The sequence below is a fragment of the Acidovorax kalamii genome (assembly GCF_002245625.1).
GTDB lineage: Bacteria > Pseudomonadota > Gammaproteobacteria > Burkholderiales > Burkholderiaceae_C > Acidovorax > Acidovorax kalamii.
Map to the genome: position 1 here is coordinate 1 of NZ_NOIG01000009.1, position 22087 is coordinate 22087.

General features: G+C 64.2%; 23 protein-coding genes. 3 read left to right on the forward strand and 20 right to left on the reverse strand.

Annotated elements, in window-relative coordinates; all coding sequences use genetic code 11:
* Positions 1 to 232: 232 nt before the first annotated feature.
* Positions 233 to 2143, forward strand: coding sequence for a ribosomal protection-like ABC-F family protein (abc-f, locus tag CBY09_RS13965; RefSeq protein WP_094290237.1), 1911 nt, complete (start codon positions 233 to 235; stop codon positions 2141 to 2143).
* A gap of 81 nt (positions 2144 to 2224) precedes the next feature.
* On the opposite strand, the gene CBY09_RS13970 is transcribed toward abc-f, so the two are convergent.
* The 7 genes from CBY09_RS13970 to CBY09_RS14000 form a co-directional block, all read right to left on the reverse strand.
* Positions 2225 to 3319: a protein-glutamate methylesterase/protein-glutamine glutaminase gene (locus CBY09_RS13970; protein ID WP_094290238.1), complete on the reverse strand. Its 1095-nt coding sequence runs from the start codon at positions 3317 to 3319 to the stop codon at positions 2225 to 2227.
* 15 nt (positions 3320 to 3334) lie between these two features.
* Positions 3335 to 4078, reverse strand: coding sequence for a chemoreceptor glutamine deamidase CheD (cheD, locus tag CBY09_RS13975; RefSeq protein ID WP_205734145.1), 744 nt, complete (start codon positions 4076 to 4078; stop codon positions 3335 to 3337).
* Positions 4079 to 4108: 30 nt separating this feature from the next.
* Positions 4109 to 5014 (reverse strand): CheR family methyltransferase, encoded by a 906-nt coding sequence (locus CBY09_RS13980; RefSeq protein WP_094290239.1) that lies wholly within the window; start codon positions 5012 to 5014, stop codon positions 4109 to 4111.
* A gap of 106 nt (positions 5015 to 5120) precedes the next feature.
* Entirely contained in the window at positions 5121 to 5609 is a 489-nt protein-coding gene (locus CBY09_RS13985) for a chemotaxis protein CheW (RefSeq protein ID WP_063461688.1), read from the reverse strand.
* A gap of 58 nt (positions 5610 to 5667) precedes the next feature.
* Positions 5668 to 7806 carry a chemotaxis protein CheA gene (locus CBY09_RS13990; RefSeq protein ID WP_094290240.1) on the reverse strand — a complete coding sequence of 713 codons (2139 nt, stop codon included), beginning with the start codon at positions 7804 to 7806 and terminating at the stop codon, positions 5668 to 5670.
* A 40-nt stretch (positions 7807 to 7846) separates the two neighbouring features.
* Complete coding sequence (locus CBY09_RS13995) at positions 7847 to 8209, reverse strand: response regulator (protein WP_015015796.1); 363 nt, start codon at positions 8207 to 8209, stop codon at positions 7847 to 7849.
* 49 nt (positions 8210 to 8258) lie between these two features.
* Positions 8259 to 8705, reverse strand: a complete 447-nt coding sequence (locus tag CBY09_RS14000; RefSeq protein ID WP_094290241.1) for a hypothetical protein — start codon at positions 8703 to 8705, stop codon at positions 8259 to 8261.
* A 185-nt stretch (positions 8706 to 8890) separates the two neighbouring features.
* On the opposite strand from CBY09_RS14000, the gene CBY09_RS14005 reads away from it, so the two are divergent.
* Together CBY09_RS14005 and CBY09_RS14010 are read left to right on the forward strand one after the other, a co-directional pair.
* Complete coding sequence (locus tag CBY09_RS14005) at positions 8891 to 10000, forward strand: hybrid sensor histidine kinase/response regulator (protein ID WP_094290242.1); 1110 nt, start codon at positions 8891 to 8893, stop codon at positions 9998 to 10000.
* On the forward strand, positions 9997 to 10626 hold the full coding sequence (locus tag CBY09_RS14010; protein WP_063461670.1) for a response regulator: 630 nt from the start codon (positions 9997 to 9999) through the stop codon (positions 10624 to 10626). The genes CBY09_RS14005 and CBY09_RS14010 overlap by 4 nt, the downstream gene beginning before the upstream one ends.
* Before the next feature lie 27 nt (positions 10627 to 10653).
* Here the strand turns inward: CBY09_RS14010 and fliR are convergent, their stop codons facing one another.
* The 13 genes from fliR to fliF form a co-directional block, all read right to left on the reverse strand.
* Positions 10654 to 11424, reverse strand: coding sequence for a flagellar biosynthetic protein FliR (gene fliR, locus CBY09_RS14015; protein ID WP_094290243.1), 771 nt, complete (start codon positions 11422 to 11424; stop codon positions 10654 to 10656).
* Between the two features lie 77 nt (positions 11425 to 11501).
* Complete coding sequence (gene fliQ / locus CBY09_RS14020; RefSeq protein ID WP_063461668.1) at positions 11502 to 11771, reverse strand: flagellar biosynthesis protein FliQ; 270 nt, start codon at positions 11769 to 11771, stop codon at positions 11502 to 11504.
* 14 nt (positions 11772 to 11785) lie between these two features.
* On the reverse strand, positions 11786 to 12508 hold the full coding sequence (gene fliP, locus CBY09_RS14025; protein WP_094290244.1) for a flagellar type III secretion system pore protein FliP: 723 nt from the start codon (positions 12506 to 12508) through the stop codon (positions 11786 to 11788).
* A 67-nt stretch (positions 12509 to 12575) separates the two neighbouring features.
* The gene (locus CBY09_RS14030; protein ID WP_094290245.1) at positions 12576 to 12944 is read right to left on the reverse strand and encodes a FliO/MopB family protein; all 369 of its coding nucleotides are present in this window, start codon (positions 12942 to 12944) and stop codon (positions 12576 to 12578) included.
* 7 nt (positions 12945 to 12951) lie between these two features.
* Positions 12952 to 13395 carry a flagellar motor switch protein FliN gene (gene fliN, locus CBY09_RS14035; protein WP_094290246.1) on the reverse strand — a complete coding sequence of 148 codons (444 nt, stop codon included), beginning with the start codon at positions 13393 to 13395 and terminating at the stop codon, positions 12952 to 12954.
* Positions 13385 to 14389 (reverse strand): flagellar motor switch protein FliM, encoded by a 1005-nt coding sequence (gene fliM, locus CBY09_RS14040; RefSeq protein ID WP_094290247.1) that lies wholly within the window; start codon positions 14387 to 14389, stop codon positions 13385 to 13387. The genes fliN and fliM overlap by 11 nt, the downstream gene beginning before the upstream one ends.
* Positions 14390 to 14408: 19 nt before the next feature.
* Entirely contained in the window at positions 14409 to 14990 is a 582-nt protein-coding gene (locus tag CBY09_RS14045) for a flagellar basal body-associated FliL family protein (RefSeq protein ID WP_240515733.1), read from the reverse strand.
* Positions 14991 to 15308: 318 nt separating this feature from the next.
* On the reverse strand, positions 15309 to 16637 hold the full coding sequence (locus tag CBY09_RS24100; RefSeq protein ID WP_240515734.1) for a flagellar hook-length control protein FliK: 1329 nt from the start codon (positions 16635 to 16637) through the stop codon (positions 15309 to 15311).
* A gap of 2 nt (positions 16638 to 16639) precedes the next feature.
* The gene (fliJ, locus tag CBY09_RS14055) at positions 16640 to 17104 is read right to left on the reverse strand and encodes a flagellar export protein FliJ (RefSeq protein WP_094290249.1); all 465 of its coding nucleotides are present in this window, start codon (positions 17102 to 17104) and stop codon (positions 16640 to 16642) included.
* Between the two features lie 19 nt (positions 17105 to 17123).
* Positions 17124 to 18518 carry a flagellar protein export ATPase FliI gene (gene fliI, locus CBY09_RS14060; protein WP_094290250.1) on the reverse strand — a complete coding sequence of 465 codons (1395 nt, stop codon included), beginning with the start codon at positions 18516 to 18518 and terminating at the stop codon, positions 17124 to 17126.
* Positions 18508 to 19245, reverse strand: coding sequence for a FliH/SctL family protein (locus CBY09_RS14065; RefSeq protein WP_094290435.1), 738 nt, complete (start codon positions 19243 to 19245; stop codon positions 18508 to 18510). Before CBY09_RS14065 ends, fliI begins: the two co-directional genes overlap by 11 nt.
* Positions 19229 to 20224 carry a flagellar motor switch protein FliG gene (gene fliG, locus CBY09_RS14070; RefSeq protein ID WP_094290251.1) on the reverse strand — a complete coding sequence of 332 codons (996 nt, stop codon included), beginning with the start codon at positions 20222 to 20224 and terminating at the stop codon, positions 19229 to 19231. Before fliG ends, CBY09_RS14065 begins: the two co-directional genes overlap by 17 nt.
* A 24-nt stretch (positions 20225 to 20248) precedes the next feature.
* Positions 20249 to 21943 (reverse strand): flagellar basal-body MS-ring/collar protein FliF, encoded by a 1695-nt coding sequence (gene fliF, locus CBY09_RS14075; protein WP_094290252.1) that lies wholly within the window; start codon positions 21941 to 21943, stop codon positions 20249 to 20251.
* Positions 21944 to 22087 lie beyond the last annotated feature (144 nt).

The window sequence follows — 22087 nt, forward strand, 5'->3', positions numbered from 1 at the left end:
TTCGGGCAAGTGCTTCAGAAGCGAAGCCCTCGACTATAGCACGGTTTAAAGGGGGCTGGAGTGAGCCCCGCCACTTTTCCCGTCTATGCCATCTGGCGTCATGCCAACGCCCCAGTCGGCCTCAAGCGATCCACGGTCAACAGCCCCCCCCCCCTCTCATTGAGGTCAAGCAGGTGGCGACAAAGGGGGCTGAACGTCCCTCTTTGCACTCGCCACCGATAATCCAGCCCCTATGGCACTTATCACCCTACTGGACGCCCAACTCGCATTTGGGCATGTTGCACTGCTGGACCACGCCGGCTTTTCTTTGGAGACTGCGGAGCGTGTTGGCCTGATTGGCCGCAATGGCGCGGGCAAGTCTTCGCTTCTCAAGATCCTGGGAGGCCTGGCCAAGCCTGACGATGGGGCACTGCAAGTACAGCAAGGGGTGCGAATTGCCTTTGTCGCGCAGGAGCCCACCCTGGACCCCGCAGCCACGATCTTCAAGGCAGCATCCGAAGGTCTGCAACGGGTGATCGGCATCCGCGATCAGTATCTCTCTGGGGCCGAGGGACTGGATCTGGACGCCTTGCAATCCGAGATCGAAGCTTATGACGCGTGGAACTGGGAGCAACGCGTCGAGGAAACACTGCAACGTTTGCACCTGGACCCGGAAGCTGTGGTCGGCACCTTGTCTGGGGGAACCAAGAAGCGGGTCGCCTTGGCCCAGGCACTGGTTGCCCGGCCTGATGTTCTGCTGCTGGATGAGCCCACCAACCACCTGGACCTGGATTCCATCGAATGGCTGGAAGACCTGCTGCTGGATTTTCCGGGCAGCGTTGTCACGATCACCCATGACCGCTCATTTCTGGACCGTGTCGCCACCCGGATCGTTGAACTGGACCGTGGCCAATTGCGTTCGTACCCAGGCAACTTTGCGCAGTACCAGATTCAGAAGGAAGAGCAACTGGCCCAGGAGGCAGTGATCGCCGCCAAGGCCGACAAGCTGTTGGCACAGGAAGAGGTCTGGATACGCAAGGGGGTGGAGGCTCGCCGCACGCGCAGCCAGAGCCGCATCAGCCGGCTGGAACAGCTGCGAGCCCGCCGCGAGGCCCGCCGCGATGTGGTGGGGAGCGTGCGCATGGATGTCGCCACCGGCGGCGCGAACGGCTACCAGGGCAAGATCGTGGCGGAATTGACGGGGGTGAGCAAAGCCTTCGGCGAGAAGACGATTGTTCGCAACTTCACGGGCACCATCCTGCGGGGCGACAAGGTGGGCTTGATTGGCCCCAATGGCGCAGGCAAAACGACCTTGCTCAAGATGATCCTGGGAGAGCTGCCCGCCGACAAGGGCACGATCCGCCAGGGGGCGAACCTGCAGGTCGCCTATTTCGACCAGATGCGCCATGCCGTGAACCTCGATGCCACGCTGGAGGATTTCATCAGCCCCGGCAGCGAGTGGATTGAAATCGGCAACCAGCGCAAGCACGTCAAGAGCTACCTGAGCGACTTTCTTTTCTCACCGGCCCGTGCGCACTCGCCCGTGCGCTCCCTGTCGGGCGGCGAGCGCAACCGGCTGCTGCTGGCTCGTTTGTTCGCACGCCCTGCCAATGTGCTGGTGCTGGACGAGCCAACCAACGACCTGGACATCGACACCCTGGATTTGCTGGAAGAGCTGCTGGAAAACTACGAAGGCACCGTGTTCCTGGTCAGCCACGACCGGACCTTCCTAGATAACGTGGTGACCAGCACCATCGCCTTTGAAGGTGACGGCCTGTGGCGCGAATATGAAGGGGGCGTGCAGGACTGGCTGGAGCAATCCAAGCGCAGCAAGGCCATTCAGGCCTCGGCAGCCGCTGCGGCAACCACGCCCAAAGCATCCGCTGCTGAAAATTCAAGCAAAAATAGCCCTTTGCGCGCACCAGACAAGCCTGAGCAGCTATCAAAAAAGAAGCTTTCTTACAAAGAACAGCGCGAACTGGAACAGCTCCCCGCCCAGATCACCGCCCTGGAGACGGAACAACAGGTGCTGCAAGAGGCGCTGGCCGATGGGAGCCTGTACAGCAAAGACCCAGCGCGCGCCGCCGAGATGGCGACCCGTGCTGCCACCATTGACGACGAACTGATGGCTGCTTTGGAGCGCTGGACAGAACTGTCTGCCTGAAGGTGGCGCGCCCCGACCGGGGGGCCACATGCAAGCCGCTGATGGCTCCCGGTGACAGCCCGCGCCGGGGCTGAACATCCGTCAGATGCGGTGGTGCAGACGGTCTGTTGCGCCGCGCAAGCGCGTGATCAATGCCGGAGCGATCTGGCCGAGGGGCAGAACTTCATCGGCAGCGCCATGGGCAATGGCCTCGCGCGGCATGCCGAACACGATGCAGGTGGCTTCATCCTGTACGTAGTTGTAGCTGCCTGCATCCTTCATCTCGCGCATGGCGGCGGCACCATCGTTGCCCATGCCCGTCAGCATGATGCCGAAGGCATTGCGCCCCACCACCGCAGCGGCAGACTTGAACAGCACCTCGACCGATGGCTTGTGGCGGTTGACCGGGGGGCCGTCATCGACCACCGCCACATAGTTGGCGCCACTGCGTGCCACATGGAACTGGGTGCCACCCGGCGCAATGTAGGCATGGCCCGGCAAGATGCGCTCGCCATTGACGGCTTCTTTCACCGTGATCTGGCACAGCCCATTCAAGCGCGCGGCAAAGCTGGTGGTGAAACCAGGCGGCATGTGCTGGGTGATCACGATGGCGGGCGAGTCGGCCGGCATCTGGACCAGCACTTCCTTGATGGCCTCGGTCCCACCGGTAGAGGCGCCAATGCAGATCAGTTTTTCGGTTGACAGGCGGCCCAACAGGGCAGAGGCAGGTGCAGGCGCATGTGCGCCCCCCCCCCCGGCAGGCGCCGCATCCCGCACCGGAGCACGGCGAACCTGCGCCACCGCCGCCACGCGGATCTTGTCCACGATCTGGGCGGCCAGATCGTTGAGCCCGCTGGCCAGGCCCACACGCGGCTTGGCGACAAAATCGATGGCGCCAAGCTCCAGCGCCTTCATCGTGACTTCAGCCCCACGCTCGGTCAGCGTGGAGATCATCACCACCGGCATGGGGCGCAGCCGCATGAGGCGGCCGAGAAAATCGATGCCATCCATGCGGGGCATCTCGACGTCCAGCGTGATGACATCCGGATTCAGCTCACGGATCATCTCGCGCGCTACCAAAGGGTCATTGGCCGTGCCAATGCACTCCATGTCGCGCTGCCGGTTGATGATCTCGGACAGCAGACTGCGGACCAACGCCGAATCGTCCACCACGATCACCCGGATTTTCCTGCTCATTAACGCGAACCTTCCTCAAAACAGATCAACAGAACCACCGGCAGTGGACTTGACCACCGTAACAGCGTTGCCACGCGCTTCCTGGGCCAAGGCATCGGGATGGGCATGCGCCAGCCGCTTGACCATGGCCTTTCCCGTCACCGGGAAGAAGACCACCTTGCGCGGGTAGATATCGAGCACATCCTCGGAGACGATGGGAATGCGCTCGGTGTGCAGGTAGTTGAGCACAAAATTGGTGTTCCTCTCACCGACATTCATCGTGGTGAAGTTGTGCATCACCTGCGCACCGCCAAAAATCTTGGCCTGCATGGTTTCACGGCGGGCGCCCAGTTTCAGCATCTCGTTGATGAGCAACTCCATGGCGTAGGAGCCATACCGCCCCGACGCGTCGGCCAGGTCGCCATCGGGCAGCATGAAGTGGTTCATGCCCCCCACACGCGCGCGGCTGTCCCACAGGCAGGCCGCAATGCACGAGCCCAGCACGGTCATGATGACCAGGCTCTCGTCCGCCACGAAATACTCCCCGGGCAGCACTTTCACGGCGTTGTGCTGGAAATGGTGGTCCAGGTAGAAGAAGGACGCCTCACCCGGCTTGCGGCTTTGCGCCTTGAGTTCCTGCAAAGAAGACTCGCGCGCAGGCGCCGCACCCGCTGCATAGATATCAGCACTCAGAGGCGCAATACGCGGTGCGCGGCGCCGTTCGGGTGAGCCTGGGGTGGTGGCCATGGAGGAAGAGGTGCCTGCTTGGATGTTGGTCATGGGTGCTTTTTGCAAGACAACATGGACAGGTCAACGGCGCTCGTACACCGTCTTGCCACGCAGGGTAAACAGATCGCGGGATTCACTGAAATTCTCGGCATGGCCGACAAACAACATGCCCCCCGGCTTGAGTACCCGGTGGATACGCTCCAACACCTTCCGCTGCGTGGGCGCATCGAAGTAGATCATCACGTTGCGGCAGAAGACCACATCGAAGGGCTCCTTGAAAGGCCAATCATCGCGGATGAGGTTCACGCTCATGAAGTCAATGACGCGGCGCAGCTCAGGCTTCGCGCGCACCATTCCCGCATTGCCGCCTTTGCCCCGCAAAAAGAATTTTTGCAGGCGCTCAGGGCTCACCCCTTTCAGGCCATCGAGCCGGTAAACACCTTGCGCGGCCGTGGCCAGCACCCGCGAGTCGATGTCGCTGGCCGTGAGCTTGAACGAGGCGTTGGCCCCTAGCGCTTCGAACGCCGTCATCACAATCGAGTACGGCTCTTCGCCTGTGGACGCGGCATTGCACCAGACCTTCCAGTTGGCCGAAGGTTTGGAGCGCAGGTGCGAAGCAAAAATCTCGAAGTGGTGCTGTTCGCGGAAAAAGGCCGTCAGGTTGGTGGTGAGTGCATTGACGAACTCCTGCCACTCTGGCCCGTCGTGGTTTTCGAGCCAGCTGAGGTAGTCGTGAAAACTGGTGTGCCCGGTATCGCGCAGCCGCCGCGACAGTCGGCTGTACACCATCGCGTGTTTGCCGTCATGCAGGCTGATGCCGGCGCGCTGGTAGATCAGCGCCTGGACCCGGGCAAAATCTGCGTTGGTCCAGACAAATTCACGCCCCTGGGCCAAGGGCCCCGAGGGAGCCTCCGCCGCAGCATAGGCCGGATCCACCCGTGGCGGGGCAGACCGGGCTGAAACGGAGGCACTGGTGGTGTGGGCCATATTGATCGTCCGAAGGGAAATCCTGTTCGCTCCAACAGGCCCGCAAGCCCTGCTTGCGGCCTGACATGTGCCTGGGCCACCAATGGTTGTTGACCGTCGTTGCGCCCTATTCGTTGGCAGTAACCAATCCCATATCCACGCTCGACATGAGTTTCTCGATGTCGAGCAGGATCAGCATGCGCTCACCCACCGAGCCCAGCCCCAGGATGCAGCTGTTGTCGATGGCACTTTCGATGTCGGGGGCCGAGCGGATGCTCTCGGGCGTCAGCTCCATCACATCGCTGACAGAGTCCACCACGATCCCGACCACCCGGTTGCGCAGGTTGAGGATGATGACCACCGTAAAGCTGTTGTAGTCGGCCTGCGCGCAGTTGAACTTCAGGCGCATGTCCACAATGGGAACAATCGTCCCGCGCAGGTTGGTCACGCCCTTGATGAACTCGGGCGCATTGGCAATGCGGGTCGGAGGTTCGTAGCCCCGGATCTCCTGCACCTTCAGGATGTCGATGCCGTACTCTTCCTGATCCAGGCGGAATGTCAGATATTCACGTGCACCCGTCGGCGCAGCGTCTGCCGTCTTACCAATCACACTCATGGTGCATTCTCCTTTCATGACAGCGCCCAGCCCCTGACGGACCGGGGCGCTTGAATCCTCAGTGGCGCGCCCGGCGCACCAGACCGCCCGTGTCCAGAATCAGGGCCACCGTGCCGTCGCCCAGGATGGTGGCGCCCGACACATTGGGCACCTTGCGGTAGTTCGACTCCAGGTTCTTGACCACCACTTGGTGCTGCCCGAGCAGTTCATCGACTAGCAGCGCCACACGGCTGCCGTCCGCCTCGACCACCACCATGATGTTGCTGGACTTGTTGAGGTCGAAACGGGGCACCTGGAAAATTTTCTCCAGCGCGATCACGGGCATGTATTCGTCGCGCACCTTTACCAGCTGCGAGCCCTGCGCCACCGTGCTCACGTCGTCGGCATTGACCTGGAACGACTCGACCACGGAAGACAGGGGCAGGATGTACACCTCGTCGCCGACTCCCACCGACATGCCGTCCATGATGGCCAGTGTGAGCGGCAGGCGCACAGACACCTTCATGCCATAGCCTTCGGCCGAGTCGATTTCCACCGACCCGTTGAGTGCCGCGATGTTGCGCTTGACCACGTCCATGCCCACACCGCGCCCGGACACATCCGTGACCTCGTCCGCCGTGGAGAAGCCCGGGGCAAAGATCAGCTGCCACACTTCGGCGTCGCTCATCTGCTCGGACACTTCGATGCCCCGCTCCTGGGCCTTGCTCAGGATCTTTTCGCGCGACAGGCCTCGGCCATCGTCGCGCACCTCGATCACGATCGAGCCGCCTTGGTGAGAGGCCGACAGCGTGATGGTGCCGTGCTCAGACTTGCCTTTGGCCAAACGGTCTGCGGGCATCTCAATGCCATGGTCGCAGCTGTTGCGCACGAGGTGGGTCAAGGGGTCGGTGATCTTCTCGACCAGGCCCTTGTCCAGCTCGGTGGCTTCGCCCAGGGTGACCAGCTCCACCTTCTTGCCCAGCTTGTTGGCCAAGTCCCGCAGCATGCGCGGAAAGCGGCTGAAGACGATGGACATCGGGATCATGCGAATCGACATCACCGACTCTTGCAGGTCCCGGGTGTTGCGGTCGAGATCGGCCAGACCCGCGAGCAGCTGCTGGTAGGCACCAGCATCCAGTCCACGGCTGTTTTGGGCCAGCATGGCCTGCGTGATCACCAACTCGCCCACCAGGTTGATGAGCTGATCGACCTTCTTGACGTCCACCCGGATGGTCGTGGACTCCATCTGCGCTTGCGCAGCGGCCTTGGGCTCCGCTTTGGGAGCGGTCGCCTTGGGGGCCTGGGCAGGGGCTTGTGAGGCGGCCTGCGCGGCCTCGGTAGGAGCCCCTGGTGCCCCGTTGAAGAAGCCATAAGGCGTCTCGCCACCGGATGTATCCACTGCCATCGTGGCTTCGTCGTCCACCGGTTCTGCACCAGGCTCGGCCGCGGCAGCTCCAGCGTCCCGAATGAGCACCTGCTCCTTGGACACGTGGAAGGCAAACAGGTCCAGCAGATCGTCGTTGGTGGAATTGGTCTCCACCCCAAAGAGGCGCGTATTGGGCTCGGTCGCGGTCAGGTCGCGGATGGCACCGAGGCCAGGAATGTCGCGGAACAGCTCCTTGATAGCGTCCGCCTGTTCCGGCCGCTCAAGGGGGCCGATCTGGATTTCGAGCTGCCGCGCTTGTCCGGCCACCGACGGGGCGGCGGCCTTGGGAGCGGGCGCGGGCGCAGCGGCTGCAGGTGGGGGCGGCGGTGGCGGTGGGGCGGCGACAGCAGGCGCATCGCTGGGCACCAGGCCCGCAGCCAGGTCGCTGATGCGGCGAACCAGGGAGGTGGTGGACACCGCCTCGCCCTGGCCACCCGCCTGGTGCCGGGCCAGGAGGCTGCGCGACGCATCGGCGGACTCCAGCAGCACATCCACCATCTGCGGAATCGGCTGCAGCTCATGGCGGCGCAGACGGTCCAGCAACGACTCCATCTGGTGGGTCAGCTCGGCGACGTCAGAGAACCCAAAGGTGGCAGAGCCGCCCTTGATCGAATGCGCGCAGCGGAAGATGCCATTGAGTTCTTCATCATTGGCACTGCTCAGATCCAAGTCCAGGAGCATCTGCTCCATCTGGTCGAGGTTCTCGCCCGCTTCCTCGAAAAATATCTGATAGAACTGGCTCAGGTCGAAGTCAGCGCCTGCACCCGATCCTTCTTGGTAGCTTTCCGCCATGGTGGGCTCCTGTGTACTTGATGGTCTCAGTCAACCCGGCTCAGCGGATCACCTTCTGGATGACTTCGATCAAACGATTGGGATCGAAAGGCTTCACCAGCCAGCCCGTCGCACCGGCGGTGCGCCCGGCCTGCTTCATCTGGTCACTCGACTCCGTCGTCAGGATCAGGATGGGGATGGTCTTGAACTTGGGGTGCTCGCGCAGCTTGCGGGTCAGGCCAATGCCGTCGAGCCGGGGCATGTTCTGGTCTGCCAGCACCAGATCGATGTTGTGCGTCTCGGCTTTTTCAAGGGCGTCTTGCCCATCCACTGCCTCCACGACGTGATAGCCGGCGCCCGTGAGGGTGAACGACACCATTTTCCGCATGGAAGGTGAATCATCTACGGCAAGGATCGATTGCATGTATGGCTCCAACTGACTTGAATATATAGGCTAACCAATGATGTGAAGGTCAAAACAGGTCCACGGAACCTGCATCCATCTCGCTCTGCGTAACAGGGTTCGGCCTGTCGGGCGCCATCTCTGCAAAGGGCGCGGCGTCCTCGCCTTCTTCATGGCCCATGGCTTCCGATGCCAGGCGGAAGGCACACCCCTGCAGCACCTTGGTGGTGTGCCAGATCAGTTGGGAGGCCATATCCTGAAACTGCAACTCGGTCACGGCACTGCGCAGCGCAGCGCGTGCGGCCACCAGTTCGGGAGAATCCGAGACCACCGCGTCCGTCAGCATCGCATTGGCCTCGCCAAAGCGCTCGAGCAGGTTGTCCGTCGCGTGGTTCAACAGCCCCTCCAGGCGGTGCAGGTCGTGCATCACCACCAGCAAGGAGTCCTGCAGTTCCGCCGCCACCATGACGGGAACCTGGACTGCAGGCCCTCCAGGCGTTGTTAGCGTAGATTGCATCGTTTCTCCATCGCAGCACGTAGCAGCAAAGCACGCAAAAACACGGGACTACGATACATGCCTCAAAGACTTCCGGGCTTTGTGCACACCGTAGCATCCGCGCCCATTGGACGCCGACGCCGGAACCACCCCAACGGGACAAACACCCTTGTTTGTTCCAATTTGTATCCTATGATAGCGCTCCTATGGTCACTGCAACACCAGACCAGACCCTTGAAATCCTGCATCTTGAAGATTCACAGGCTGACCATGAACTTGCAGCGAGAACGCTGCGGCGGTCAGGGCTCCAGTGCCAGTTGCACCAGGTAGACACCCTCTCTGAATTCCAGCGCCTCACCGACTCCGGGGCATTCGACATCATCCTGGCAGATTACCGCCTGCCCGGCTTCACGGCACTGGATGCGTGGGCGCATGTGGCGCAAAAGCCTCAGCATCCGCCGTTTGTCCTGCTCTCAGGCGCCATTGGCGAGGCGGCAGCAGTAGACGCCATGCGCCTGGGCGTGGCCGACTACCTGCTCAAGGACGATATCCAGCGCCTGCCCCACGTGATCGCGCGCGCGCTGGAGGTGCACGAAGCCCGGCGCATGCGCGAACACGCCATGGCCGAGCTGGCCAGCTCCGAGCGCAGGCTCGCAGAGCTGGCAGAACACCTGCAAACCTCCATCGAGCAGGAGCGCGCCTCGATCGCGCGCGAGATCCACGACGACATTGGCGGCGCACTGACGGCCGTGCGTTTTGATGTGGCCTGGATCGGCCGCCACAGCACCGACCCGGCCATGCAGGAACATGCCAACTCTGCCGCCGACATGCTGCAGCACGCCATCGGCGCCAGCCAGCGCATCATGATGAACCTGCGCCCCCCCATCCTGGAACAAGGCCTGGTGGCAGCCGTGCAGTGGCTCGCGGCGGGTTTTGAGCGGCGCACGGGGGTCCCCACCCGCGTTCAGAGCAGTAGCGACAGCATCGACACGCCTGCAGACATCCAGCTCGTGGCCTACCGCACCGCCCAGGAAGCCCTGACCAACATCTCCAAACACGCCCAGCCCAGCAAGGTGGACATCGAGCTCTCTGACAAGGAAGGGGTGCTGACCCTCGAAGTGGCAGACAACGGCCGGGGCATTGCGCCGGAGATGCGGGACAAACCCAAGGCCTTCGGCCTCAAGGGCCTGCAGGAAAGGGCGCGCACCGTGGGGGGCTGGCTGGACATCAGCAGTCGGCCGGGCCAGGGCACATCGGTCATCCTGTCCATCCCGCTACCATCGGCCCCACCAACAGCCCCAGGAGATGCGACGTGATTCATGTGGTCCTGTGCGACGACCACGCCGTTTTGCGGCGCGGGATACGCGACACCCTCACCGAAGCGACCGATATCCAGGTCACCGGCGAAGCGGGGGGCTACTCCGAGCTGCGCGAGGTTCTGCGCACCGCCGCCTGCGATGTGCTGCTGCTGGACCTGAACATGCCGGGCCGCAGTGGGCTGGAAGTGCTCACCAGCCTGCGGGAGACCCATTCCGCCATCAAGGTGCTGGTGGTGTCCATGTACCCCGAGGACCAGTATGCGCTGCGCTGCCTCAAAGCGGGTGCGCAGGGCTATGCCAACAAGGCGGGGGACCCGGTCGAGCTGATTGCCGCCGTGCGCACGGTGATGCAGGGCCGCAAATACCTCACCGCAGAAGTGGCGCAGATGCTGGCGGACAGCCTGGCCCAGCCGACCCCTGAAGCCCTGCACACCACGTTGTCGGAGCGGGAGCTGCAGACGCTGATCAAGATCGCCTCCGGGCGGCGGCTGTCGGACATTGCCGAAGAACTGATGCTGAGCCCCAAGACCGTGAGCGTGTACCGATCGCGCGTGCTGGAAAAGCTCAAGCTGTCCAACAACGCCGAACTCACCGTCTACGCCATCCGCAACCAGCTGGTCTGAGCCTGCAGGGGCAGCCGCTGCACCGCCCTACCGCTGCGCGGCAAACAGGTCCACGGCCTGCTGCATCAGTGCCAGCACGGGCTGCTCCAGCATGGGCAGGGTGGCGGCAATGCCCAGCATGCCCACCGTGAGCGTGACGGGGAAGCCCACCGCGTAAATGTTCATCTGCGGCGCCACGCGGGAGATGATGCCCATCGTGAGGTTGACGAACAGCAGCAGCGCAATCATGGGCAAGGCAATCCAGAGTGCGCTGGAGAAAAGCGACGCGCCCAGCTCGTGCAGCCGCATCTGCGCCAGCGACTGCAGGAAGTTGCCGTTGACCGGGAAACGGTCAAAGCTCTTGACCACCGCCATCAGGATCAGCAGGTGGCCGTTGATGACCACAAACAGCAACATGGCCATATGGCCAAAAAAGCGCGCCACGGCGCTGATCTGCGCATTGGACGAGGGGTCGAAAAAAGAGGCAAAGTTCAGCCCCATCTGCAACCCAATGATTTCCCCGGCCAGCTCCACTGCCGCGAACACCAGCCGCACCGAGAACCCGATGGCCAGCCCCACCGCCACCTGCTGCGCCACGGCGCCCAGGGCCTCGCGGCCATTGACGCTGATGACCGGCTGCTCTCCCAGCACCCCCTGGGCACACAGCGCCACCAGGAAGGCCAGCCCGATCTTCACGCGCATGGGGATCACCCGCATCGAGAACACCGGTGCCACCGAGAACAGGGCCAGGACCCGCAGAAAGGGCCACAGGATGGGCGAGAGCCAGGCCATGATCTGCGCTTCGCTGAAAGTGATCATGGCATCAGATTGCTATATAAAACATAGCACATAGCGCTTGATGGAAGCGCGCAGAAGGCCTTTTTTATAAACAAACCCTAGCCAATCATCGACGGAATCGACTCGATGGTTCGGCGGATGAAGTCCACCAGCGTGCTGAGCATCCACGGCCCGGCAATGGCAAACACCACCATCGCAGCGATCAACTTGGGCACAAAGGCCAGCGTGGCTTCGTGGATCTGCGTGACCGCCTGGAAGATGCTCACGATCAGCCCCACCGCCATGACCACCCCGAGCACCGGCATGGAGATCATCAGCAGCAGGGTCAGGGCGTCGCGCCCGATGGTCAATACCACTTGTGGAGTCATCGCATGCTCCTCCCTCAGGTTACAAAGCTGGCGGCCAGGGAGCCGATCAGCAGGTTCCAGCCGTCGGCCAGCACAAACAGCATGAGCTTGAACGGCAAGGCCACCAGCACCGGCGACAGCATCATCATGCCCAGGGACATCAGGATGCTCGACACCACCATGTCGATCACCAGGAAGGGAATGAAGATCATGAAACCGATCTGGAACGCCGACTTCAGCTCGCTGGTCACAAACGCCGGGACCAGCACCCGCATCGGCGCGGTTTCTGCCGTCACATTCGGGTCCAGGCGGGCCAACCGCGAGAACAGCGCAAAGTCGGACTGCCGGGTCTGCTTGAGCATGAAACCGCGCATGGGCGCCTCGGCCTTGTCCAGCGCCTGCTCGAATGTGATGGTGTTGTTGGTGTAGGGCACATACGCCTCCTGGTACACACGGTCCAGGGTGGGGCCCATCACAAAAAAGGTCAGGAACAGCGACAAACCGATGATGACCTGGTTGGGCGGTGCGGACTGCGTTCCCAACGCCTGGCGCAGCAGGGACAACACAATCACGATACGGGTGAAGCCCGTCATCATGAGCAGCACGGCAGGCAAAAAGGACAGCGCCGTGAAGAACAGCAGTGTCTGGATCGGCACCGAGTAGCTGGTGCCCGAGGGGCCGCTGCCCACCACCAGGGGCAGGCTGCCAGCCGCCTGCGCAAAGGCGGGGCCTTGCACGGCCAGCACCGCCAGGCCCATCAAAACAGCCAGCAGCCACCGGTGACCAGCGCTCCGTCCCTTGACTGGGGCGGGCAAGGGCAGTCTGTCAGCCATGGCTTGCCTTTTCCGGCACCCCGGCCACGGCAGCCATCTGCTGCGCAAACGAAGGCCCCTCAACCACCGTGGCCACACCCGCGCTGGCCGGCGATGGCGCGGGTGACACCGGCAGCACATGCAGGCAACTCACCTGCTGGGCCGTCACGCCCAGCACCAGCCAGGTGCGCGCATGCTCGGGGCCGACCTCGACCGTGACCACCCGCTGCTGCGGCCCCACCGCTACCGCGGACACCACGCGTGACGCGCCCCCCGCAGCCGAGGTGCCGCCCGCATGGCGTTGCTGCAGGCGCCGCACCAGCCAGGGCAGCGCCGCCATGGCCCCCACAAAGAGCACCACGATAAGCAAGGTCTGGGTCATGCTCCCACTATCCACGGCTGACCCGGCGCAGGCGTTCGGACGGGGTCACCACGTCGGTGAGACGGATACCAAACTTGTCGTTCACCACCACCACCTCGCCCTGGGCGATGAGGTAGCCATTGACCAGCACGTCCATGGGCTCGCCCGCGAGCGCATCCAGCTCCACCACCGAGCCTTGCGCCAGCTGGAGGATGTACTTGATGGGCACCTTGGTGCGCCCCAGCTCCACCGACAGCTGGACAGGGATGTCCAGCACCATGTTGATGTCGTTGACAGTTCCATCCGCACCTGCAGAGCTGGAAAACGGCCGCACGGGCTCGCCGGACAGCGGGCCGCCCTGCTCTGCATCCGCCGGCTTGTCGTCGGTGCGTTTTTGCTCTTCCAGCGCCTCCGCCCAACCCGCAAACGGGTCGTCCGCGCCTGCGTCCTTGTTGTCTTCTTCAGTTGCCATTTTTCTCTCCCAGCCAGCTCATGTCCGAATTACGCAGGCATTCTTCAATGCGGATGGCGTACTTGGAGTTGTGGGTTCCATACTGGCATTCAAAAATAGGAACCCCTCCGATCGATGCCCGGATGCGGGGCTCTCGGTCCAGCTCGATGAAGTCGCCTGGCTTCATGGCCAGCAACTGCTCCACCGTGGCGTCGGCCTTGGCCAGCTCTGCCACCAGCGTGACTTCTGCAGACTGGATTTCGCGCTTGAGCACGTTCACCCAGCGGCGGTCCACCTCGATGGAATCCCCCTGCGTGGACGAATACAGCACATCGCGGATCGGCTCCAGCGTGGCATACGGCATGCAGACATGGATGGCACCGGAGAGATCTCCGATTTCCAGCTGGAAGGCCGTGGACACCACAATTTCACTGGGCGTGGCGATGTTGGCAAACTGGGGCTGCATTTCCGAGCGCTGGTATTCCAGCTCCAGCGGGTAGATGCCCTGCCAGGCCTTCTTGTATTCGGCACAGATCACATCCACCAGGCGGTTGATGACACGCTGCTCGGTGGGCGAAAAATCGCGCCCTTCGATCCGGGTCTGGAACTTGCCGACCCCGCCATACAGCGTGTCGATGATGCCGAACACCAGCGAAGGCTCGCACACGATGAGCCCGCTGCCACGCAGGGGACGGATCGCCACGATGTTGAAGTTGGTCGGCACTGCCAGCTCGCGCAGAAAAGCGCTGTAGCGCTGCACGGACACCGTGCCGACCGAAATTTCGGGACTGCGCCGGATGAAGTTGAACAGCCCGATGCGGAAGTTGCGCGCAAACCGCTCGTTGACGATTTCCATCGTCGGCATGCGGCCACGGACGATGCGTTCCTGGCTGGAGATGTCGTAGTTGCGTACGGACCCCGCCTCGGCCACTTCCTCGACCGACTTCTGGCTCTCGCCAGTGACCCCTTCGAGAAGGGCATCAACCTCTTCCTGCGAAAGAAATGAATCACTCATGGCTGGTCCTTGCCCCGGTTCACTGAATGATGAAGTTGGAGAAGAGCACGCGCAGCACGGGGTTGCGTTCAGTGCGCTTGCGCGCTGGGCGGTCTTCGGCGTCTCCGTCCTGCTCGGCCTCTGCCACGCGTGCACGCTCACGTTCCGTTGGCACCGAATATCCCAGGGGGCGGGAAACTTCGCGGCGGATGTCGGCGGCCAGCTTCTCCTTGCCTTCGCGCACCAGCAGTTCAGCAGACGTGCGCTGGGACACCAGCATCAGGATGCCACTGCGGATGGTGGGCAGGTACAGCTTGACCTGCTCGGCGGTTTTGGCGTCTTCCAGCTCCAGGGTGATGCCAATCTGGGCAAAGCGGTCGCCGCCGGGGTCGGCCAGGTTGACCACCATGTTTTCCATGGGCAGAAAGGTCGGGGCCACCTTGGGCGCCTCTTTGCGGGCGGCCGGTGCACCGCCGCCTTCCTCCTCGTCCCCGTGCGAACGGGTCAGGAACCAGGCCGCCGCCCCGCCCCCGATCACCAGCACCGCCACAACGACGCCAATGATGATGATGAGCATCTTCTTGCTTTTCGCCGGAGCAGCTGCGGGTGGTGGGGCTGACACGATGGATGTTCCTTGCGGTAGGGAGCAGGCCGCGCCTGCGCTATCAAAGTGCAAGCAAAGCCGGATGGCCCATTATTGGACGGAGGTGTAACCAATAATAGCCAGAATAAAAGCCCAAAACCATGGCATTCACCGCGCTCTCCCCCTTGCCATTGGGATCCTCTGCGCGCATCGAGCGGCAAGGGGGCGCCGCAGATCGGGGTGGGTTGATTGCGCATATCGGCAACAACGCAGGCCCCCCGAGGCCGCAGCCTTCTTGAAAGGGCACACAGCTGATACCCGTCAGTGTCAGCGCCCAGTCCACCGGGCGCTAGCCGGTCACACGAAGATGTCCACGGTGCGGTCGGGCCCGCTGCCGTCCCGCGCCAGCGATGCGGTGCCCACCGGTGCACTGGACAGCACCTGCGCCTGGCGGGCGCCATCGGGGCCACGGGGCTGCCCCGCGTCACCGCCCTGCGCACCTGCGCCATCCCGCGCAGAAGTCCCCACCGACATGCCGGACAGCACCAGGCCCTCGCTGCGCAGCAAATCCCTGAGCTGGGCCATGCTCTGGTCGAGCAGTTCGCGGGTCTGCGCCTGGTCACTGCGGAACGTGACATGCGCCTCATTGCCCGACAAGGACACGGAAACCTCGACGGGCTGGCCATCGCGATTGAGCGTCAACTCCGCGTTCTGCGTTTTCTGGTTCACCCAGTACGCCACCTGGTCGGCCACCTGCTCTTCTGCTCCGGCAGCACCGGGGTCCACAAACACGGCAGGGCTGTCGGTGTTGCCGGGCTCCACAGGGGACAGGCCCGCACTGCCATCGGACCAAGCGCCCCCGCCAGCATGCCCCTCGCCAGAGCGGCCTCCCGCTGAGGGCTCGGCCCCCCGCGCCATCGCAGCCCCCGTGAACAACCCGTCGGCCAGCGCAGCAAAACCGCCCTCAGTCGCAGCGGGCGCACCGACGCCGCGCTCCACCGTGGCGCCACTGGCCATCACTCCTAAGGCCGGACGCTCATTGCCGGCGGCCTGGGTGAGTGCTGCTGCCGCCCCCTGGGCCACCGACAGGCGCTGCGTTGCGTCCCCAGCGGGGCTCGCCGTGGACAGCTCCGCGCCCCCCGCACCTCCTGCCCGCTGGGCCTGGGTGTTCTGCAGGCGCGCGAAGCTGCGGCCGAACCCGGCCACCGTGCTCTGAATGGCCCCGTCTTTGGTGTCCTTGAAATCTGCTGCGGTATCGAGTTTTGCGGTTTCCGCCACCAGCCCCTGGGGCAGCCCTCCGTTGGCCATCGTGCCATTCAGCGCCATGTCACCCAACGCTCCCGTGGCCATGGAGGCTGCGCGCAATGTTCCATCGGCCTGCCGCACCAGTCCGGTGGCATCGCTCTGGGCAGAGGCAAACAAACCCTGCCAGGCCGCCAGGGCCGCAGCATCCGCTTCGCCCTTCACGGCATCCGCCGAGATGTCGGCAGGGCTTGCCTCAGCCCCTGTCAGTTCCAGCGATCCGGTGTCCACAGACACCTCATCCAGCGCAGCCAGCAGAGCCAGAAACCCCCCTGCCGCTGCTGCGTCACTGGCATCCGCCCCTTGCTGCGCAGGCGCTTTGGCCCGTGTGGCGTGGGCCGCATGAGTGCCGCCTTGCGAGGAGGAAATTTTTCCCTGTTCCATGGTCAATACTCCTGGCCCTGGGGCCCTTGGCTCGCGGTGCGGTACTGCAGCGCGGCCCGTTCATCGGTCTGTTTTTGGTCTCTGCGCATTTGCTGCAGCTCCAGGTCGTGGCGCCGCTTGTCCACCACCTTGCGCAGGCTGGTGAGGCGCAATTCGGCCTCCAGCAACGCGCGCTGTGCGTTCTCCACACGCCCCGCCTGATCGCTGACCACCCCCGTCTGGATGCTGGCCGCATGCCCCAGGCGGTTCATGAACTGGTAGTGGTGGTACATCACCTCGGGCTGCATTGCGGTGTCGGCCTTCATCCCCCAGCGCGACTCGGTTTCACGGGCGTAGTCCTCCAGCTGGTCAAGCTGCGCACGCGCCGCTTGCTGTGCGGCCAGCGCGTCCTGCAGCACCTTGCGCGCGGCGTCCCGTTTGCGGGAGGCCACATCCACGGCAACGGTGAGGGAGTTCAGGCTGGACATGATGGGCTACCGGCAGGTATCAACGGTCCAGCACCGAGGCCATGGCGGTCACGCTCTGGTCCATGGAGGCGGCCTCGAACATGTCCTGCTGCAAAAAGCCCGCCATCTGCGGCTGCAGACGGATCGCTTCGTCGAGCGCGGGGTCCGAGCCGCTCATGTACGCGCCCACCTGCACCAGGTCGCGGCTCTTCTGGTAGCGCGAATACACGGCGCGGAAGTTGCGCGCCAGATCAAAATGCCCGCGCGACACCACGTTGTGCATCACCCGCGAGGCCGACTGCTCGATGTCGATGGCCGGGAAATGCCCCGTCTCGGCCAGCGCCCGCGACAACACGATGTGCCCGTCCAAAATGGCGCGTGCCGCGTCGGCAATCGGGTCCTGCTGGTCGTCCCCCTCGGACAACACCGTGTAGAACGCGGTGATGGAGCCCACCCCGTGCAGGCCATTGCCGCTGCGCTCCACCAAGGCGGGCAGCTTGGCAAAACATGAGGGTGGGTAGCCCTTGGTGGCAGGCGGCTCGCCAATGGCCAGGGCGATTTCGCGCTGGGCCATGGCATAGCGCGTGAGCGAATCCATGAGCAGCAGCACATGCTGCCCCTTGTCGCGGAAATGTTCCGCCACGGCCGTGGCATACGCAGCGCCTTGCATGCGCAACAGCGGCGGCGCATCGGCCGGTGCCGCCACCACCACGGAGCGCGCGCGGCCCTCAGCGCCCAGGATGTCTTCCACGAACTCCTTGACCTCGCGGCCCCGTTCGCCGATGAGACCGACCACGATCACGTCGGCCTGGGTGTAGCGGGCCATCATGCCCAGCAGCACACTCTTGCCCACCCCCGAGCCCGCAAACAGCCCCAGGCGCTGGCCGCGCCCCACGGTCAACAGGGCATTGATGGCACGCACGCCCGTGTCGAGCGGCTCGCGGACCGGGTCGCGGTCCATGGCATTGATCTGCCGGCGGCCCATGGGCTCAGCCACCACGTCTTGCACCGGGCCACCATGGTCCAGCGGCAGGCCCTGGGCATCCACCACACGCCCCAGCAGCCCATCGCCCATGGGCAGGCGCAGCACACCGGCGCGCTGCACAGGCCGTGGCGGCTCACCCAGACGGGGGACGGGGATGTAGGGCGCAGCAGGAAACACCCTAGCGCCACTCGACAGGCCATGGATGTCGCCCGCAGGCATCAAGAACGCGCGGTCGGCAGAGAAGCCCACCACCTCGGCCAGCACCGGTTCACGGCCCGGCATCTGCACCATGCACTGCGAGCCCACCGGCACCTTGATGCCCACGGCCTCCAGCACCAGGCCCGTCAGCCGGGTGAGCGTGCCCCGGGTTTCCAGCGGCACTCCTTCGGCCACGCGCTCGCGCGCGTCGTCCATGAAGCGCGTCCAGGCCGAGGGCGCCTCAACGCTCATCGCCTTCTCCTTCGCTCCAGGGCGACTGCAGGCCCAGGGCCGCAATGGCGCGCTGCCAGCGTTTGTCCAGGCTGCCATCCACCACCGTTCCGGCAGACTCCACCAGGCAGCCGCCGGCAGGCACGGCGGCATCCGCCATCCACTGCACGCCGGGTCCATCCAGTTCCTCGCGCAGGGGCTGCGCCATCGCTTCCATGTCGATCGGATTCAGGCGCACCGTGGCGGGCCGCCCCTCGGTCACCAGCATGCCCACGGCCTCGCGCACCACCGGCTGCAAGGCATTGGGGTTGACCGACAGCTCCTGGCGCACCACCTGGCGGGCGATGTCGCACGCCAGCTCCAGCAGTTGCTGGGCCATCTGCTGCTGCATGTCGATCAGGCTTGCGTCCAGCGTCTGAAGCACCGCTTGCAGGCGCTGCGCGGCCTCTTGCCCCTGCTGGGCGATGTAGTCGTCCATGCGGCGCTGCCACTCCAGGGCAGTCTGCGCCTGCCCCTGGGCAAAGCCCTCGGCATAGGCGTCGTCGCAGGCCTGCTGCTGCAGCAGCGCCTGCTGGGCCTGCAGCTCGGCTTCATCGACCTCGACAGGGATCTCTGCCACCGGCTCCGGCGTGGGCTCGACCAGGTCCGAGCCATCCACCGCGCTGAACTTCCACTGCTTGAAGTCGCCCACTTCCTCGCTGGGGATGAAGCGCGAGTACGACCGCTGGTTGTTAGACGAAGGCATCATCACCACCGCCTCCGATCACGATCTGGCCTTCGTCGGACAGGCGCCGGATCGTCTTGAGAATTTCCTTCTGCTGCGCTTCCACTTCGGACAGCCGCATCGGGCCACGGGATTCGAGGTCTTCGCGCAGCGCCTCGGCAGCACGCGAGGACATGTTGGACAGGAATTTCTCCCGCAACTCGGGCACGGCACCCTTGAGCGCCACGATGAGGGTCTCGGACGCCACTTCCTTGAGCACGGACTGGATGGCGGCGTTGTCGAGCTTGAGAACATCCTCGAACACGAACATCTTGTCCATGATCTTCTGGGCCAGGTCCGGGTCGTAGCCCCGGATGGATTCGAGCACCACTGCGTCCATGTTGCCACCCAGCAGGTTGATGATTTCTGCGGCCGCCTTGACACCTCCGAGCGAACTCTTGCGGATCTTGTCGCCACCCGCCAGCACCTTGAAGAGCACCTCGTTGAGGTCCTTGAGCGCCGTGGGCTGAATGCCTTCGAGCGTGGCCACACGCAGCAAGATTTCGCTGCGCTGGCGGTCTGTCAGGTGCATCAGGATGCCCGAGGCCTGGTCGCTGTCCAGATGCACCAGGATCGCCGCGACGATCTGCGGGTGCTCGTTGCGCAACAGTTCGGCCACCGACAGCGGGTCCATCCACTTGAGGCTTTCGATGCCCGAAACATCGCCGCCCTGCAAGATGCGGTCGATCAGCAGACCGGCCTTGTCATCGCCCAGGGCGCGCTTGAGCACGGCACGCACATAGTTGCCCGTGTCGGACACCAAGAGGCTTTGGGCCGCTGCCGCGTTGGAGAACTTGTTGATGACCTCGTCCACCTTCTCGCGCGACACCGAGCGCATGCGCGCGATGGTTTCGCCCAGCTTCTGCACCTCCTTGGGCGAGAAGTGCTTGAAAACTTCGGCCGCCTCCTCTTCGCCGAGGGACATCAGCATGATGGCGGCATCGTGAAGGCCTTGGTCGTCCATGGTGGGTGTCCGTGCAATCGGTGGCTAGGCGGCGGAGTCGCCGTTGAGCCAGGTCTTGAGAATGTTCGCCACGGCCACCGGGTTCTCCTTGGCGAGCACGCGGGCGTCTTCCAGGCGCAGCTGCTCGGGCGTCGCGGGCAACGCTTCGTCCTTCTTGGACGGCGCAGGCAGCGCGGGGCGCTCGGGCGTGTCGGCCTCCAGGGCGTCGAGCTGGCCACCGGGTACCGGTGCGGCGCTGGCCTTGGCCGGGGCAGGAGCCTTGAGGGCGGGCCGCACCAAGCCCAGCAGCACCAGCGCAGCAAACAGCACCGCCCCCACAGGCCACGCAAAGGTCTTGGCCAGGTCGATCACTTCGGGCTGCTTCCACAGCGGAACGTCGGTCGATGGCGCTGCCGTCACCTGGAACGGCGTGTTCATGAGGTTGACCGAGTCACCGCGGTCCTTGTTGAAGCCAATGGTCTCGCGCACCAGGGCCGTCATCTGCTCGATCTGCTCGGGCGTGAGCGCCTTGGTGATGGGCTTGCCCTTGTCTTCGCCAGACTGGTAGTTCACCACCACGGCCGCGCTCAGGCGCTTGACGGCACCGGTGCTGCCCCGCGTCACGCGCACGGTCTTGTCCACTTCGTAGTTGGTGGTGGACTCGCGCTTGTTGGTCTGCTCCTCGGTGCCCTGCTGGCCACCGGCATTGGGCGCAGGGTTGGCGCCATTGATGGGTGCGGTCGATGGTGCAGGCGGCTGGTTGGCCACGGCGCCGGGCACGCCCGTTGCGGTTTTGCTGGAGCTTCCCCGGCTCTCCAGCACCTGCTGGCTGCGCACCGCGCTGGAGTCGGGCGTCTGGTTGGGGCGGAACTGCTCGGACGTGGATTCCGTCTGCGTGAAATCCACTTCGGCCGTGACCTGGGCCTTGACGTTGTCGCGGCCCACCACCGGCTCCAGGATGTCCATGATGCGGCGGGTGTACTGCTGCTCGATCTGCTGCACATACAGCAGCTGCTGGGCGTTCACCTCGGCCCCGGCAGTGCTGTCGGTGGTCTGCGACAGCAGCTTGCCGGTGTCGTCCAGCACGCTCACGGCCGACGGGGCCAGCTCGGGCACGCTGGACGCCACCAGGTGCACGATGCCCGCCAGCTGGGCGCGGTCCAGGATGCGACCGGGATGCAGGCTCACCAGCACCGAGGCCGATGGTTTTTGCTGCTCGCGGAAGAACCCGTTCTGGTTGGGAAGCGCCAGGTGCACGCGCGCACCCTGCACCGACGACAGCGCCTGGATGGAGCGGGTCAGTTCGCCCTCCAGGCCACGCTGGAAGTTCAGGCGCTCCTGGAACTGCGTCATCCCGAACTTGCTGGACTCCATCAATTCAAAACCGGCCACTGAGCCCTTGGGCAGGCCCTGGGTGGCCAGACGCAGGCGCACATCGTGCACGCGGTCCGCCGGGATCAGGATGGCGCCACCGCCTTCGGCATGCTTGTAGGGCACATTCATCTGCGACAGCTGGGCCACGATGGCGCCGCCGTCCTTGTCGTTCAGATTGGCGAACAGCACCCGGTAGTCTGGCTGGCGCCCCATGACGATGGCCGCCACGGCAGCGGCCACCAGCAGCGCCACGCCCACGCCCAGCCGCATGCGCTGCGCCCGGTCGAGGGCAGACAGCCGCTGCAACCAGTTGGGGCTGGCGGGCGGCGGGAGCGGATTGAGAGGGACTTCAGCAACAGCAGACATCTTGCTTTTCCAGTAAAGCAGGTCCGGCAACAGACCTGGCGTGGTGTCGATTATTCGGTCACGCCTCCACCATGTTCGCTGGATAAGCCGCCCGTTTGACCATCATTTCAGGGGGATGGGCGCCTGGGCGGTGGCTAGGATACG

What these genes read in the sequence shown, in the direction of transcription:
- CBY09_RS14005 (WP_094290242.1), top strand. Translation starts at nt 8,891, where the DNA reads ATGGTCACTGCAACACCAGACCAGACCCTTGAAATCCTGCATCTTGAA.
- CBY09_RS14000 (WP_094290241.1), bottom strand. Translation starts at nt 8,705, where the DNA reads ATGCAATCTACGCTAACAACGCCTGGAGGGCCTGCAGTCCAGGTTCCC.
- CBY09_RS13985 (WP_063461688.1), bottom strand. Translation starts at nt 5,609, where the DNA reads ATGAGTGTGATTGGTAAGACGGCAGACGCTGCGCCGACGGGTGCACGT.
- CBY09_RS24100 (WP_240515734.1), bottom strand. Translation starts at nt 16,637, where the DNA reads ATGGAACAGGGAAAAATTTCCTCCTCGCAAGGCGGCACTCATGCGGCC.
- CBY09_RS13990 (WP_094290240.1), bottom strand. Translation starts at nt 7,806, where the DNA reads ATGGCGGAAAGCTACCAAGAAGGATCGGGTGCAGGCGCTGACTTCGAC.
- fliM (WP_094290247.1), bottom strand. Translation starts at nt 14,389, where the DNA reads ATGAGTGATTCATTTCTTTCGCAGGAAGAGGTTGATGCCCTTCTCGAA.
- CBY09_RS13995 (WP_015015796.1), bottom strand. Translation starts at nt 8,209, where the DNA reads ATGCAATCGATCCTTGCCGTAGATGATTCACCTTCCATGCGGAAAATG.
- fliN (WP_094290246.1), bottom strand. Translation starts at nt 13,395, where the DNA reads ATGGCAACTGAAGAAGACAACAAGGACGCAGGCGCGGACGACCCGTTT.
- CBY09_RS13970 (WP_094290238.1), bottom strand. Translation starts at nt 3,319, where the DNA reads ATGAGCAGGAAAATCCGGGTGATCGTGGTGGACGATTCGGCGTTGGTC.
- fliJ (WP_094290249.1), bottom strand. Translation starts at nt 17,104, where the DNA reads ATGTCCAGCCTGAACTCCCTCACCGTTGCCGTGGATGTGGCCTCCCGC.
- fliP (WP_094290244.1), bottom strand. Translation starts at nt 12,508, where the DNA reads ATGGGCCTGGCGGTGCTGGCCGTGCAAGGCCCCGCCTTTGCGCAGGCG.
- fliF (WP_094290252.1), bottom strand. Translation starts at nt 21,943, where the DNA reads ATGTCTGCTGTTGCTGAAGTCCCTCTCAATCCGCTCCCGCCGCCCGCC.
- CBY09_RS14030 (WP_094290245.1), bottom strand. Translation starts at nt 12,944, where the DNA reads ATGACCCAGACCTTGCTTATCGTGGTGCTCTTTGTGGGGGCCATGGCG.
- abc-f (WP_094290237.1), top strand. Translation starts at nt 233, where the DNA reads ATGGCACTTATCACCCTACTGGACGCCCAACTCGCATTTGGGCATGTT.
- fliQ (WP_063461668.1), bottom strand. Translation starts at nt 11,771, where the DNA reads ATGACTCCACAAGTGGTATTGACCATCGGGCGCGACGCCCTGACCCTG.
- fliI (WP_094290250.1), bottom strand. Translation starts at nt 18,518, where the DNA reads ATGAGCGTTGAGGCGCCCTCGGCCTGGACGCGCTTCATGGACGACGCG.
- CBY09_RS14065 (WP_094290435.1), bottom strand. Translation starts at nt 19,245, where the DNA reads ATGATGCCTTCGTCTAACAACCAGCGGTCGTACTCGCGCTTCATCCCC.
- fliR (WP_094290243.1), bottom strand. Translation starts at nt 11,424, where the DNA reads ATGATCACTTTCAGCGAAGCGCAGATCATGGCCTGGCTCTCGCCCATC.
- CBY09_RS13980 (WP_094290239.1), bottom strand. Translation starts at nt 5,014, where the DNA reads ATGGCCCACACCACCAGTGCCTCCGTTTCAGCCCGGTCTGCCCCGCCA.
- fliG (WP_094290251.1), bottom strand. Translation starts at nt 20,224, where the DNA reads ATGGACGACCAAGGCCTTCACGATGCCGCCATCATGCTGATGTCCCTC.
- cheD (WP_205734145.1), bottom strand. Translation starts at nt 4,078, where the DNA reads ATGACCAACATCCAAGCAGGCACCTCTTCCTCCATGGCCACCACCCCA.